The organism is Kitasatospora sp. NPDC036934 (assembly GCF_055608425.1).
The window spans coordinates 210,038-223,988 of sequence record NZ_JBVJQR010000005.1 but is presented as its reverse complement, the minus strand read 5'-3'; the positions used below and the strand labels follow the sequence as shown (position 1 = coordinate 223,988).

At 71.2% G+C, this 13,951-nt stretch carries 7 protein-coding genes; 3 read left to right on the top strand and 4 right to left on the bottom strand.

Features of this window, described 5'->3' with window-relative positions; genetic code table 11:
* Window positions 1-91 precede the first annotated feature (91 nt).
* Together pepN and ACZ7BZ_RS10160 are read right to left on the bottom strand one after the other, a co-directional pair.
* Window positions 92-2,671, bottom strand: a complete 2,580-nt coding sequence (pepN, locus tag ACZ7BZ_RS10165; RefSeq protein ID WP_470357953.1) for an aminopeptidase N — start codon at window positions 2,669-2,671, stop codon at window positions 92-94.
* Between the two features lie 133 nt (window positions 2,672-2,804).
* A complete protein-coding gene (locus ACZ7BZ_RS10160) occupies window positions 2,805-4,493 on the bottom strand; it encodes an outer membrane protein assembly factor BamB family protein (protein WP_470357952.1) in 1,689 nt (562 codons plus the stop codon).
* A gap of 686 nt (window positions 4,494-5,179) precedes the next feature.
* Between ACZ7BZ_RS10160 and ACZ7BZ_RS10155 the strand changes: the two genes are divergently transcribed.
* The 3 genes from ACZ7BZ_RS10155 to ACZ7BZ_RS10145 all read left to right on the top strand — a co-directional run bounded on the left by ACZ7BZ_RS10155 (window position 5,180) and on the right by ACZ7BZ_RS10145 (window position 10,263).
* Window positions 5,180-6,358, top strand: coding sequence for an ROK family transcriptional regulator (locus ACZ7BZ_RS10155; RefSeq protein WP_470357951.1), 1,179 nt, complete (start codon window positions 5,180-5,182; stop codon window positions 6,356-6,358).
* Between the two features lie 304 nt (window positions 6,359-6,662).
* Window positions 6,663-8,567 carry a 1-deoxy-D-xylulose-5-phosphate synthase gene (dxs, locus tag ACZ7BZ_RS10150; protein WP_470357950.1) on the top strand — a complete coding sequence of 635 codons (1,905 nt, stop codon included), beginning with the start codon at window positions 6,663-6,665 and terminating at the stop codon, window positions 8,565-8,567.
* Between the two features lie 169 nt (window positions 8,568-8,736).
* Complete coding sequence (locus tag ACZ7BZ_RS10145; protein ID WP_470357949.1) at window positions 8,737-10,263, top strand: ArnT family glycosyltransferase; 1,527 nt, start codon at window positions 8,737-8,739, stop codon at window positions 10,261-10,263.
* A 72-nt stretch (window positions 10,264-10,335) separates the two neighbouring features.
* On the opposite strand, the gene ACZ7BZ_RS10140 is transcribed toward ACZ7BZ_RS10145, so the two are convergent.
* Together ACZ7BZ_RS10140 and ACZ7BZ_RS10135 are read right to left on the bottom strand one after the other, a co-directional pair.
* A complete protein-coding gene (locus ACZ7BZ_RS10140) occupies window positions 10,336-12,483 on the bottom strand; it encodes a 3-hydroxyacyl-CoA dehydrogenase NAD-binding domain-containing protein (RefSeq protein WP_470357948.1) in 2,148 nt (715 codons plus the stop codon).
* A gap of 2 nt (window positions 12,484-12,485) precedes the next feature.
* Entirely contained in the window at window positions 12,486-13,703 is a 1,218-nt protein-coding gene (locus ACZ7BZ_RS10135) for a thiolase family protein (protein ID WP_465744230.1), read from the bottom strand.
* Window positions 13,704-13,951 lie beyond the last annotated feature (248 nt).

Below are 13,951 nucleotides of genomic sequence, written 5' to 3'. Positions count from 1 at the left end.
GTCCACCAGGACCCGCAGGACCCGCACAACCCCGAAGGGGCGCCGGACGATCCGTCCGGCGCCCCTTCAGGCGTTCGTCAGCGGCAGGAGGTCACCGGCTCCCGGCGGCCTTGTCCACCGCCTGGGCCTTGAGCGCCCGCTCGATCCCGGCCCGCGACTCGACGACCTGACGCCGCAGCGCCGGCGCCGGCTCGGCCGAGGCCAGCCACTCGTCCGTCGCGTCCAGCGTCGCCTGGGAAACCTGGAGCGCCGGGTACAGCCCGACGATGATCTGCTGCGAGATCTCGTGGCTGCGGGTCTCCCAGATGCCCTTGACCACGGCGAAGTACTTCTCCGCGTACGGCGCCAGCAGCTCCCGCTGGTCCGACTGCTGGAAGCCCGCGATGACGGCCTCCTGCACGTAGTTGGTGAGCTTGTCCGACTCCACCACCGCGGCCCAGGCCTCGGCCTTGGCCGCCGCGGTCGGGCGGGAGGACCGGCAGCTGGCCGCGTGCTCCTGGCCGGCCGCCGTGTTGTCCCGCTCCAGCTCCGCCACGATCAGGGATTCATCCGCCCGCCCGGTGGCGGAGAGCCGGGACAGCAGGGTCCAGCGCAGCTCGGTGTCCACCGCCAGGCCCTTGAGCTCGACGGAGCCGTCCAGCAGCCCGGCCAGCAGGTCCAGCTGACCGTCCGTACGGGCGACCGAGGCGAGGGTGCGGGCCCAGGCCAGCTGGTGGTCGCTGCCGGGCTCGGCGGCGCGCAGGTGCTCCTCGGCGGCGGCGGCCCAGCGGCCGAGGCCCTCCTCGCGCCAGTCCGGGTCGGCGTAGGCGTCCAGGGCCAGCTTGACCTGGCGCTGGACGGACTGCACCACGCCGATGTCGCTCTCCCGGCCGAGGCCGGACAGCGCCAGCGACACGTAGTCGCGGGCGGCCAGCTCGCCGTCGCGGGTCATGTCCCAGGCGGAGGCCCAGCACAGCGCGCGCGGCAGCGAGTCGGCGAAGCCGCCGAGGTGCTCGGTGACGACGGCCAGCGAGTCCTCGTCCAGCCGGATCTTGGTGTACGTCAGGTCGTCGTCGTTGAGCAGCACGACGGCCGGACGGTGCCGGCCGACCAGCTCCGGCACCTCGGTGCGCGGGCCGTCGACGTCCAGTTCGATCCGCTCCGTCCGCACCAGCGAACCGTCCACCAGCTCGTAGAACCCGATGGCGATCCGGTGCGGGCGCAGCACGGCCTCGCCCTTGGCACCGGCCGGCAGCGCGGGCGCCTCCTGCAGCACCGCGAAGGACTCGATCTCACCGTCCGTGTTCAGTACCACCGACGGCCGCAGCACGTTGATGCCGGCCGTCTCCAGCCACGCCTTCGACCACGCCTTCAGGTCGCGCCCGCTGGCCTCCTCCAGCGCCCCGAGCAGGTCGCTGAGCCGGGTGTTGCCCCAGGCGTGGCGCTTGAAGTACGCCCGGACGCCCTCGAAGAAGGCGTCCTGGCCGACGTACGCCACCAACTGCTTGAGCACCGAGGCGCCCTTGGCGTAGGTGATGCCGTCGAAGTTGACCTGGACGTCCTCCAGGTCGTTGATGTCCGCCATGATCGGGTGGGTGGACGGCAGTTGGTCCTGCCGGTAGGCCCAGGTCTTCATCTGGTTGGCGAACGTGGTCCAGGAGTGCGGCCACTTGGAGCCGGGGGCCTCGGCCTGGCAGACCGCCTCGGCGAAGGTCGCGAAGGACTCGTTGAGCCAGAGGTCGTTCCACCACTCCATGGTGACGAGGTCGCCGAACCACATGTGGGCGAGCTCGTGCAGGATCGTCGCGGCGCGCGCCTCGTACGCGGCGTCGGTGACCTTGGAGCGGAACACGTACTGGTCGCGCAGGGTGACGGCGCCCGCGTTCTCCATCGCGCCGGCGTTGAACTCCGGGACGAAGAGCTGGTCGTACTTGGGGAACGGGTACGGGTAGTCGAACTTCGACTGGAAGTAGTCGAAGCCCTGCTTGGTGACCTCGAAGATCGCGTCGGCGTCCAGGTACTCGCGCAGCGAGGGGCGGCAGTAGACGGCCAGCGGCACTCGCTGCTCGCCGTTCTCGTAGGTGTCGAAGACCCCCACGTACGGGCCGGCGATCAGCGCGGTGATGTAGCTGGAGATCCGGCCGGTGGGCTCGAACTTCCAGACCTGGGTGGCGCCTTCGCCGACCGGCTCGGGAGTGGGCGAGTTGGAGACCACGGCCCAGCCGGTGGGGGCGGTCACGGTGAACGCGAACGTGGCCTTCAGATCGGGCTGTTCGAAGTTGGCGAAGACCCGCCGGGCGTCCGGCACCTCGAACTGGGTGTACAGGTAGGTCTCGCCGTCGACCGGGTCGACGAACCGGTGCAGACCCTCACCGGTGTTGCTGTAGGCGCAGTTGGCGACCACCCGCAGCTCGTTCTCGGCCGCCAGGCCGGGCAGCGGGATGCGGCTGTCGGCGAAGCTCGCCGGGTCGAGCGCCGCGCCGTTGAGGGTGATCTCCTCGACGCCGGGGGCGACGAGGTCGATGAAGCTGTCGGCGCCGGGGGTCGTGGCGGTGAACCGGACCACGGTCGTGGACCGGAAGGTGCCGCCGTCGCGGGCCGAGCCGAGGTCGAGCTCGATGTCGTACGCGTCCACCCGGATGAGGTCGGCCCGGGTGCGGGCCTCTTCGCGGGTCAGGTTGGTGCCGGGCACTCGCTGCACTCCTTCGTCAGGCTGATGGATCGAATCCTCGCATGCCCGACGGGCGGCCCGACCCGATAGGACGAAGGCGGGGCGGGCCGGGCCACCGGCCCGTTCCCGCCCCGCCCTCAGCCGTCGGAGCGCGTCACTTCCGCCACTTGGTCAGCGGACCGTCGGTGCTGGTGTAACGGCGGAACGCGTACACCGCGTTGCCGTCGTCCGAGACGAAGTACACCGAGGTGCTGGAGCTGATGTCGAACTTCCCGTTCGCGTTCGCCACGGTGCCGATGTCGGTCATCGACCCGTCGGTCGGCGAGAGCGTCACCAGCCGGGAGGGCTTGTCGTAGCCCTGCGAGACCACGGCCCGGACCTTGCCGTCCTTGTCGGTGCCGGTGACGATCCGGATGTCGCTGCCGCTGGTGGTGCCCGGGCTGGCCGCCCACAGGCGCTTGCCGGTGTTCAGGTCGTAGGCGTTGATGGCCGGCTTGGACGGGTTGACCTGGACGTACAGGGTGCTGCCGCTCACCACGTTGCGGGTGAACGCGGTGTCCTGGCCGGACAGGCGCAGGCTGTCCGAGCCGGGCTCCTTGACGGACATCTGGTTGCCCGGCTTGTTGTCCTTGTCGAACGGCAGGATGTAGTCGCCGTTCGGGCCGTTGGTGATCAGCAGGACCAGCGGCTTGTCCTGGATGACCGAGTCGACCTGCTCGATGGTGCCGGTCAGGGTGATCGGGGTGCTCGCGGGCTTGCCGGAGTCGGCGTTCACGATGACCAGCTGCGACTTCGGGCCGCTGGTCATGTAGCAGCGGTCGCTGATCGCGATCTGGCTGCCGGCGGCGCGGGCCCGCATGGTGCAGTCCTTGTCGCGCGGCTGGTACTGCCAGGCGGGCTGGCCGGTGGCGATGTTCAGCCCGGCCACCGCGTTGCCGCCGACCGCGACCACGTTGTCGGTGACGCTCAGGGTCGGCTGGGACAGCCGGTCGGCGGTGGCCTTGACGGTCCACAGCAGCTTGCCCTGGGTGAGGTCGACCGCGCCGACGGTGGAGCAGTCGTAGTCACCGGTGTTGAAGGCGACGGCCGCGATGTTCTTGGAGTTGGAGGTGTACGAGGCGCTGCACACCTCCTTGCTGCCGGACGGCACCGGGATGTTCCAGGCGGGCTTGCCGTCGGTCAGGTTGTAGGCCTTGACGCCGTCGCTGTCGACGCGGACGGCGTACTTGTCGGTGCCCCAGATGCCGAGCATCTGGTTGGAGGCGTCCGTGTTGGACGGCGTCGGGGCGTTCCACGCGACGTTGAACGTGGCCTTGCCACCGGTGTTGTTGTCCGGCGTCGGGTTGACGGTGTTCCCACCGTTGTCACCGCCGACGGTGCTGGAGCCGCTCGAGTTCGCCACCGGCCCGGGCCCCGGGTCCGGCTTGGGGTCGTTCGGCTTGAGCAGCACGACCAGCCCGATCACGATCGCGATCGCCAGCACACCGCCGATGATCCCGCCCCACAGCATCACGGGGTTGCGCTGCTTGGGCGGCACCGGCACCGGCGCACCCGGGTAGGCGTACCCGCCCTGCTGCGGGTACTCGTACCCGCCGGTGGCGTACCCCTGGGCGGCGTCCGGCGCGGCGTAACCGCCGTTCACCGGGTCGTACGGACCGATCGGCGCACCGGCCGGCGGCGGCGGAGCCTGGGCGGGGATGCCGGGCGCCGTCGGCGCGTACGCCCCGTAGTCCACACCCCCCACCGGCGGCTGCGCGGGCGGCGCCGGCGGCTGGGCCGGAGGCGGCGGCGGGCTGGCGGGCGCGCCCTGCCCCGGCACCGCCGAGCCGTCCAGCTGAGTCATCTGATCCGCAACGGCGGCTGGGTCGACGCCACCCGCCGGGCGCCCGAACGAGACCCCCCGGTTGTCCTGCGGGCCGCTGCCCGGTGCTGCGCCTGCCCCCGGCGTAGGGTGATCCCCTGCCATCTGATACCCCGTCATGTCTGGATGCGTCCCCCTGCCGGAACCGTCCACGGTTCCGGTGGGACGGCTGAGATTGGGCACCATGCTAGTGGCGGGCGGTTTCAGGCCGCCGCCAGGACCGCCGAACCCCACCCCCACACCCCCTGACCACGCAACACCTTCACCCCCCACCCACCCCACCCCCACGCGCCCCCACCCCGCACCCCCCACCTCCCCCCACCTCCCCCCGCCTCCCCCCGCCTCCCCCCGCCTCTCCCTCACCCACCCAGGCGAGAGGGACGCGCTGCGGGAGGGGGCGGTGGAGGGGGTGGGTGCGGAGAGGGGCGTGACGGGTGATTTTCAGACCGCCAACGGCGAGCACCCCGCGCGATGAGGGTCGGCGGTCCGAAAATCACCCAGCCCCCGGAGCGCCCACCCCCGGAACCGCCCCCGGAACCACCCACCCTCCCGAAAGCCCACCCCCACCCCCCAGCCCCGCGCAGCGGCCCCCACCCCGCGGGCCCGTAGGCTTCAGGAGTTGAAGGGGAAGCCCGGCGGAGGGTTCCCCGCCCCTGGGAGGGTGGAACATGTCGACGGACACACCGGGCTCACAGTCGTCCCTGCACCGGGCGAACCTGGAACGGGTGCTCCGCGCGGTGCGGATGGCCGGCTCGCTCACCCAGGCCGAGATCGCCCGCGGCACCGGCCTCTCCGCCGCCACCGTCTCCAACATCGTGCGGGAACTGAAGGAGAGCGGCACCGTGGTGGTCGCCGACACCTCCTCCGGCGGCCGCCGCGCCCGCAGCGTCTCGCTGAGCGGTGACGCGGGCATCGTGGTGGGCATCGACTTCGGCCACACCCACCTCCGGGTGGCCGTCGGCAATCTCGCCCACCGGGTGCTGGCCGAGGAGAGCGCCCCGATCGACGTGGACGTCTCCGCCGCGCAGGGCTTCGACCGCGCCGAGGCGATGGTCGAGCGGCTGCTGACCCAGGCCGGCTTCCAGCCCGAGAAGGTGATCGGCGTGGGTCTGGGCGTGCCCGGCCCGATCGACGTGGAGACCGGCGCGCTGGGCTCGACCGCGATCCTGCCCGGCTGGACGGGCATCGCCCCGGGCCGGGAGCTGGCGGAGCGGCTCGGCATGCCGGTGCACGTGGACAACGACGCCAACCTGGGCGCGCTGGGCGAGCTGGTCTGGGGCGCCGGCCGCGGCCTGAGTGACCTCGCGTACATCAAGGTCGCCAGCGGGGTGGGCGCGGGCCTGGTGGTCAACGGCCAGATCTACCGCGGCCCGGGCGGCACCGCGGGTGAGATCGGGCACATCACCCTGGACGAGGCCGGCCCGGTCTGCCGCTGTGGCAACCGGGGCTGCCTGGAGACCTTCGTCGGCTCCCGCTACCTGCTCTCGCTGCTCACCTCCACCCTCGGCGCGGACCTCACCCTGCCCCGGGTGGTGGAGCTGGCCCACCAGGGCGACCTGGGCTGCCGCCGGGTGATCGCCGACGCCGGCCGCCAGATCGGTATGGGCGTGGCCACCCTGTGCAACCTGCTCAATCCGCGCCGGGTGATCCTCGGTGGTGACCTCGCCGAGGCCGGTGAGCTGGTGCTGGCCCCGATCCGGGACTCGGTGGCCCGCTACGCCATCCCCAGCGCCGCCCGCCAGCTCTCGGTGGTCCCGGGCACCCTCGGCGGCCGTGCCGAGGTGCTCGGCGCGCTGGCCCTGGTGATGAGCGAGATGGGCGAGTCCGGCGCCCTCGGCCGTCACTGACCTCCACCCACCAGCAACCACCCACCCACCTCCGCCCACCACCCGCGCCCCCACCGACTCACCCGGACGGCCGCAACCGCCGACGAACCCCCGTTCGTCAATACGGATTGACCAGCACCCCCCGACCGACCTCCCGGAATGGCGGTAACCGGCCAGTGGCACCGGGCGTGCCGCTCGGTGTCCGCCAAGCGGACATTAGACTCGACCGGTCGGTACCGGCCGCGACCACCGGCCTGCCGCCGGACCGGGCAGCGACGCCCGTCGGACCGTCCGTGGTCCGCGAACACTGAACGAGGAGGAACGGGTGGCCCTGCTGACCCGCATTCGGGGACCGCGCGATCTCGACCGGCTCACGCCCGGACAGCTGGCCGCACTGGCCCAGGAGATCCGGACCTTCCTGGTGACCGAGGTCTCCAAGACGGGCGGCCACCTCGGGCCCAACCTCGGCGTGGTGGAGCTCACCATCGCGCTGCACCGGGTCTTCGACTCGCCGCGCGACCGCATCCTCTTCGACACCGGCCATCAGAGCTACGTCCACAAGCTGCTCACCGGCCGCCAGGACTTCTCCCGGTTGAAGATGAGCGGTGGCCTGTCCGGCTACCCCTCGCGCGCCGAGTCCGAGCACGACGTGATCGAGAACTCGCACGCCTCCACGGTCCTCTCGTACGCCGACGGCCTGGCCAAGGCCAACAAGATCCAGGGCAAGGCCGACCCGGTCGTCGCCGTCATCGGTGACGGCGCGCTCACCGGCGGCATGGCCTGGGAGGCGCTCAACAACATCGCCGACGCCAAGGACCTGCCGGTCGTCATCGTCGTCAACGACAACGAGCGCTCCTACTCTCCGACCATCGGCGGCCTGGCCAACCACCTCGCCACGCTGCGCACCACCCAGGGCTACGAGCGCTTCCTCTCCTGGGGCAAGGACGCCCTCCAGCGCACCCCGGTGGTCGGCCAGCAGCTGTTCGAGACCCTGCACGGCGCCAAGAAGGGCCTCAAGGACTTCATCGCCCCGCAGGGCATGTTCGAGGACCTCGGCCTCAAGTACATCGGCCCGATCGACGGCCACGACCTGACGGCCCTGGAGTCCGCGCTGACCAAGGCGCGCGGCTTCGGCGGCCCGGTGATCGTGCACTGCCTGACCGAGAAGGGTCGCGGCTACCACGCCGCGGAGAACAACGACGAGGACCGCTTCCACGCCGTCGGCGTGATCCACCCGGACACCGGCCTTCCGGTCAAGAACTCGGGCAAGGACTGGACGTCCGTCTTCGGCGAGGAGATGGTCGCGCTCGGCCACGAGCGCGAGGACATCGTCGCGATCACCGCCGCGATGCTCCACCCGGTCGGCCTGGCCCCCTTCGCCAAGGCCTTCCCGGACCGCATCTTCGACGTCGGCATCGCCGAGCAGCACGCCGTCACCAGCGCCGCCGGCCTGGCCACCAACGGCCTGCACCCGGTGTTCGCGGTCTACGCGACGTTCCTGAACCGGGCCTTCGACCAGGTCCTGATGGACGTCGCCCTGCACAAGCTGGGCGTCACCTTCGTGCTCGACCGGGCCGGTGTCACCGGTACGGACGGCGCCTCGCACAACGGCATGTGGGACATGTCGATCCTCCAGGTCATCCCGAGCCTGCGGCTGGCCGCCCCGCGCGACGCCGACCAGGTCCGCGCCCAGCTGCGCGAGGCCGTCCTGGTCGAGGACGCCCCGACGGTCGTGCGCTACTCCAAGGGCTCGGTCGGCCCGGCCGTCCCCGCGGTCGGTCGGGTCGGCGGCATGGACGTGCTGCGCGCCGCCGAGGAGTCCTCCGGCGCCCACCGCGCCGACGTGCTGGTGGTCTCGGTCGGCGCGATGGCCCCGACCAGCCTGGAGGTCGCCGACCTGCTGGCCGCCCGCGGCATCACCGCCACCGTGGTGGACCCGCGCTGGGTCAAGCCGGTGGACGAGGCCCTGCCGGGCCTAGCCGCCGAGCACCGGGTGGTCGTCACCATCGAGGACAACGGCCGGGTGGGCGGCGTCGGCGCCGTCGTCGCCCAGGCGCTGCGGGACGCCGACGTGGACCTGCCGGTGCGCGACTTCGGGATCCCCCAGGAGTTCCTGGACCACGCCAGCCGGAACGAGATCCTGGCCGAGATCGGCCTGAACGCCCCCGACATCGCCGAGAAGGTGGCCGCCCTGGTCGCCAAGCTGGACGCGGCGCGGGTCGAGGCCTGAGCGACGGCCGACCGAAGGGGTCATCCGGCAGTCAGCCGTCGGGTGACCCGTTCCGCCGACGACCGATTGTCGTAGCCCTGTAACAGTTCGTCACGGAACAAGCCGACAATCGCACTGAATGGCGGGACCGGCGCCATCCACGCCGATCCCGCCCGGTAGGTTGTCAACCGTGCCCACCCCCACCCGCCTCCGCCTCGACGGACTGGTCGACCGCCTGCCCGCGCGCGCCCGTCACCACATCCGCCAGGGGTACTGGACGAGGCTGGTGCCGCTGCTCACGCTGGTCGCGGTGGCCACCCACATCCCGTCCTTCGCCCGCCCCGTCTGGAGCCCGGACGAGGGCTTCCTGGCCACCCAGGCCCGGATGCTCGCGGACGGCGGGGTCCTGTACGACACCGTGGTGGACCGCAAGCCGCCGCTGCTCCCCTGGCTCTACCAGGCCTGCTTCGCCGTCTTCGGCTCCGCCTCGCTGTGGCCGCTGCGCACCCTCGCGGTGGCGGCCCACCTGGTCACCGCGATCCTGCTGGCCTCGATCGCCCGCGGCCGCTGGGGCAACCGGGCCGGGGCCGGCGCCGGACTGCTCTACCTGCTGGTCTCCATCGGGCTCTCCCCGGAGGACACCCAGGCGGCGACCTTCGAGGTCTTCATGCTGCCCGCGATGGTGGCCGCCTTCCGCTACGCCGAGCGGCGCCGCTGGCTGGCCGCGGGCATCGCGGTCGCGCTCTGCTCGCTGACCAAGCAGACCGGCGGGGCGGTACTGCTGCCGGTGCTCTGGATGCTCCTGCAGGACGCCCGCCGACGAGGGGTGCGCTGGCCGCCCGCGCTGTTCAAGATCGGGTTCGGTTTCGCGGTGCCGATAGCCCTGGTGGCGGTCATCCTGACCAAGCCCAAGGGCTTCCTCTTCTGGGTGGTCACCGGCAGCGGGGACTACGCCTCCTTCGGCGGCGCCTGGCTGCAGATGCTCGGCCGGGCCTTCGGCAACCTGGGCATCCTGGCCGCGGCGGGCCTCGGTTTCCTGTTCCCGGTCGGCCGCCGGCTCTGGTTCAAGTACCGCCACCGCCCGCTGCCGGTGGCTGGCGAGGAGCACGGCTCGACCGCCGACCTGTGGGTCTGGCTGCTCTCCTCGGCCGTCGCGGTCAGCGTGGGCTTCCACTTCTTCGGCCACTACTACCTGCAGCTGATGCCCCCGCTGGTGCTGCTGGGCACCGGCGCCGTCGCCACCTCGGCGATCCGCTGGAAGCCCGTCCTGGTGTACACCACGGTCGCCGCCACGGTGTTCTGGGCCCTGGCGCTGGCCTGGCCGGGGGAGCAGATGAGCCGCAACACCGAGGTCGCCACCGCGGTCGCCGCCCAGACCACCCCCAAGGACACCGTGCTGGTCTGGGGCATGCACCCCGAGCTGTACTGGCTGGCCGACCGCAAGCCCGCGAGCCGCTACCTGACCGCCGGCTTCCTCACCAACTACAGCGGCGGCAAGGACGGCAGCGCCAACGTGGGCGAGCAGTTCAGCGTCAACAACGCCTGGCAGACCTTCGACAAGGAGCTCGCCAACGGCCTGCCCGAGATCTTCGTGGACGACTCCGGCGTCGCCCCGTACCAGCCCGTGCTGGTCCCGCGGATCGAGAACCTGCTGGACACCCACTACGAGATGATCGGCGTCATCGGCGACACCGTCGTCTACCGGCTCAAGCACTGAGCCCCGGAGGCCCGACACCGAAGGAGCCCCCGGCGACCAGGTCGCCGGGGGCTCCTTCCGTAGCGCTACGCCTTACGCGGGCACCGAGGCCACGCCGGGGGCGAGGAACTTCTTGCCGGTCACCCGCTCCGAGACGCCCTCACGGTCCAGGTACGGGGTGATCCCGCCCAGGTGGAAGGGCCAGCCGGCGCCGGTGATCATGCAGAGGTCGATGTCCTGGGCCTCGCCGACGACACCCTCCTCCAGCATCAGGCCGATCTCCTGGGCCACGGCCTCCAGGGCGCGGTTCAGGATCTGCTCCTCGGTGAGCACCGAGTCGCCGAAGGTCAGCAGTTCCAGGACCTCGGGGTCGAGGACCTGCTTGCCGTCCACCCAGGTGTAGAAGCCGCGCTTGCCGGCCTTGACCACCTTGCCGAGGTTCTCGGAGACGGTGAACCGCTCCGGGAAGGCCCCGGCCAGGGTCTCCGAGACGTGCAGGGCGATGGCCGGGCCGACCAGCTCCAGCAGCACGATCGGGGACATCGGCAGGCCGAGCGGCTCGACGGCCTTCTCGACGCTGGCGATCGGGGTGCCCTCGTCGATGATGCCCTGGATCTCGCCCATGAAGCGGGTCAGGATCCGGTTCACCACGAACGCCGGGGCGTCCTTGCACAGCACCGAGGTCTTCTTCAGCTTCTTCGACACGGCGAAGGCGGTGGCCAGCGACGCGTCGTCGGTCCGCTCGCCGCGGACGATCTCCAGCAGCGGCAGGATCGCGACCGGGTTGAAGAAGTGGAAGCCGACGACCCGCTCGGGGTGCTTCAGCTTCGAGGCCATCTCGGTGACCGACAGCGAGGAGGTGTTGGTCGCCAGCACACAGGTCGGCGAGACCACGTTCTCCAGGTCCGCGAAGACGGTCTGCTTGACGCCCATCTCCTCGAACACGGCCTCGATGACGAAGTCCGCGTCACCGAAGGCGACGGCCTTGTCCAGCGAGCCGGTGACCAGGCCCTTGAGGCGGTTGGCCTTGTCCTGGCCGATCCGGCCCTTGCCGAGCAGCTTGTCGATCTCGGCGTGGACGTAGCCGACGCCCTTGTCGATGCGCTCCTGGTCGATGTCGGTGAGGACCACCGGCACCTCCAGACGGCGGGCGAACAGCAGCGCCAGCTGCGAGGCCATCAGACCGGCGCCGACGACGCCGACCTTGGAGACCGGGCGGGCCAGCGACTTGTCCGGGGCACCGAACGGGCGCTTGGCCCGGCGCTGCACCAGGTTGAAGGCGTAGATGCCGCTGCGCAGCTCGCCGCTCATGATGAGGTCGGCCAGGGCCGCGTCCTCGGCGTCGAAGCCGGCCTGCAGGCTGGCCTTGTCGGCGAGGTCGGCGTCCTTGACGGCGGCGATGATGTCCAGCGCCTTGTAGGCGGCCGGGGCGGCGCCGTGCACCTTGGCGTCGGCGACCATGCGGCCCCAGAGGACGGCGTCGTCCCACGCCTTGCCACGGTCGATCGCCTCGCGCTCGACGACCAGGTCGCCCTTGAGGACCTTGGCGGCCCACAGCAGCGACTGCTCCAGGAAGTCGGCCGGCTCGAAGATCGCGTCGGCGATCCCCAGCTCGAACACGTCCTTGCCCTTGAGCTGCTTGTTCTGGTTCATCGAGTTCTCGATGATGACCTTCACGGCCTTACCGGCACCGATCAGGTTCGGCAGGATGGTGCAGCCGCCCCAGCCGGGGACGAGGCCGAGGAAGACCTCGGGCAGCGAGAAGGCCGGGACGCCCGCCGACACCGTGCGGTAGTCGCAGTGCAGGCCGACCTCGACGCCGCCGCCCATGGCCGCGCCGTTGTAGAAGGCGAAGGTCGGGACGGGCAGCGCGGCGATCCGCTTGAAGACCTCGTGGCCGCCCTTGCCGATGGCCAGCGCGTCGGCGTGCTGCTTGAGCAGCTCGACGCCCTTGAGGTCGGCGCCGACAGCGAAGATGAACGGCTTGCCGGTGATCGCGGCGCCGACGATCTTGCCCTCGGCGGCCTCCGCCTCGACCTGGTCCAGCGCCTCGGACAGCTTGAGCAGCGAGCCCGGGCCGAAGGTGGTCGGCTTGGTGTGGTCGAAGCCGTTGTCCAGGGTGATCAGGGCCAGCTTGCCGGCCTGCAGCGGCAGGTCCAGGTGGCGCACGTGCGCGGTCGTGACGACCTCGCCCGGGAACAGCTCGGCGCCGTGCTGGAGCAGCTCAGTCGTGGTGCTCATGGTCACTTACCACCCTCGAAGTGCGGGTTCTCCCAGATGATGGTGCCGCCCATGCCGAAGCCGATGCACATCGTGGTGAGGCCGTAGCGGACGTCCGGGCGCTGCTCGAAGCGGCGGGCCAGCTGGTTCATCAGGCGCACGCCCGAGGAGGCCAGCGGGTGGCCGAAGGCGATCGCGCCGCCGAACGGGTTGACCCGCTCGTCGTCGTCCGCGATGCCGTAGTGGTCCAGGAAGGACAGCACCTGGACGGCGAAGGCCTCGTTGACCTCGAAGGCCTGGATGTCGTCGATGGTCAGACCGGCCTTGGCCAGCGCCTTCTCGGTGGCCGGCACCGGGCCGATGCCCATGACCTCGGGCTCGACGCCCGCGAAGGCGTAGGAGACCAGGCGCATCTTGACCGGGAGGCCGAGCTCCTCGGCGACGTCCTCGGCGGCCAGCAGCGAGGCGGTGGCACCGTCGTTCAGACCGGCCGAGTTGCCCGCGGTGATGTTGCCGTGCGGGCGGAACGGGGTCTTGAGGCCGGCCAGCGACTCCATCGTGGTGCCCGGGCGCATCGGCTCGTCCACGGTGGCCAGGCCCCAGCCGGTCTCGCCGACCTCGGGGTTGGTGTTGCGGATCGAGATCGGCACCAGGTCGGGCTGGATGTCGCCGTTGGCGTACGCCTTGGCGGCCTTCTCCTGGGAGCGCACGGCGTAGGCGTCGCAGCGCTCCTTGGTGATGTGCGGGAAGCGGTCGTGCAGGTTCTCCGCGGTCATGCCCATGAACAGGGCGGACTCGTCGACCAGCTTCTCGGAGACGAAGCGCGGGTTCGGGTCCACGCCCTCGCCCATCGGGTGGCGGCCCATGTGCTCGACACCGCCGGCCACGACCACGTCGTACGCGCCGAAGGCGATGCCGCCGGCGGTGGCGGTGACGGCGGTCAGGGCGCCGGCGCACATGCGGTCGATCGAGTAACCGGGGACGGACTTCGGCAGGCCGGACAGCAGGGCGGCGGTGCGCCCGATCGTCAGACCCTGGTCGCCGATCTGCGTGGTGGCCGCGATGGCGACCTCGTCGATGCGCTCGACGGGCAGGTTCGGGTTACGGCGCACGAGCTCCCGGATGCACTTGACGACGAGGTCGTCGGCGCGCGTCTCGTGGTAGATGCCCTTCGGGCCGGCCTTGCCGAACGGGGTGCGGACGCCATCGACGAAGACGACGTCCCTCGCGGTACGAGGCACGGGGGCTCTCCTCCCAGGGACCAACATTTGAGGTGGGCAGGCTGCCGCCGGAAGAACCCGAGCGGCGCCGCGTCACGGTCATGCTACCCGTCGGTAACCAACCTGCCCAGGCCCCTCGGAGGGTTCTGACCATGTGTCCCGCGACACGTCCGCCGGTGCGTCCGACCAGGAAGGGTTCCCGGAGACGCCGAAGGGGATGCCGTCCGTGCGGACGACATCCCCTCTTCGGAGCCTTTCGCGGCGTTCCG

What these genes read in the sequence shown, in the direction of transcription:
- ACZ7BZ_RS10160 (WP_470357952.1), bottom strand. Translation starts at nt 4,493, where the DNA reads ATGACTCAGCTGGACGGCTCGGCGGTGCCGGGGCAGGGCGCGCCCGCC.
- ACZ7BZ_RS10155 (WP_470357951.1), top strand. Translation starts at nt 5,180, where the DNA reads ATGTCGACGGACACACCGGGCTCACAGTCGTCCCTGCACCGGGCGAAC.
- ACZ7BZ_RS10140 (WP_470357948.1), bottom strand. Translation starts at nt 12,483, where the DNA reads ATGAGCACCACGACTGAGCTGCTCCAGCACGGCGCCGAGCTGTTCCCG.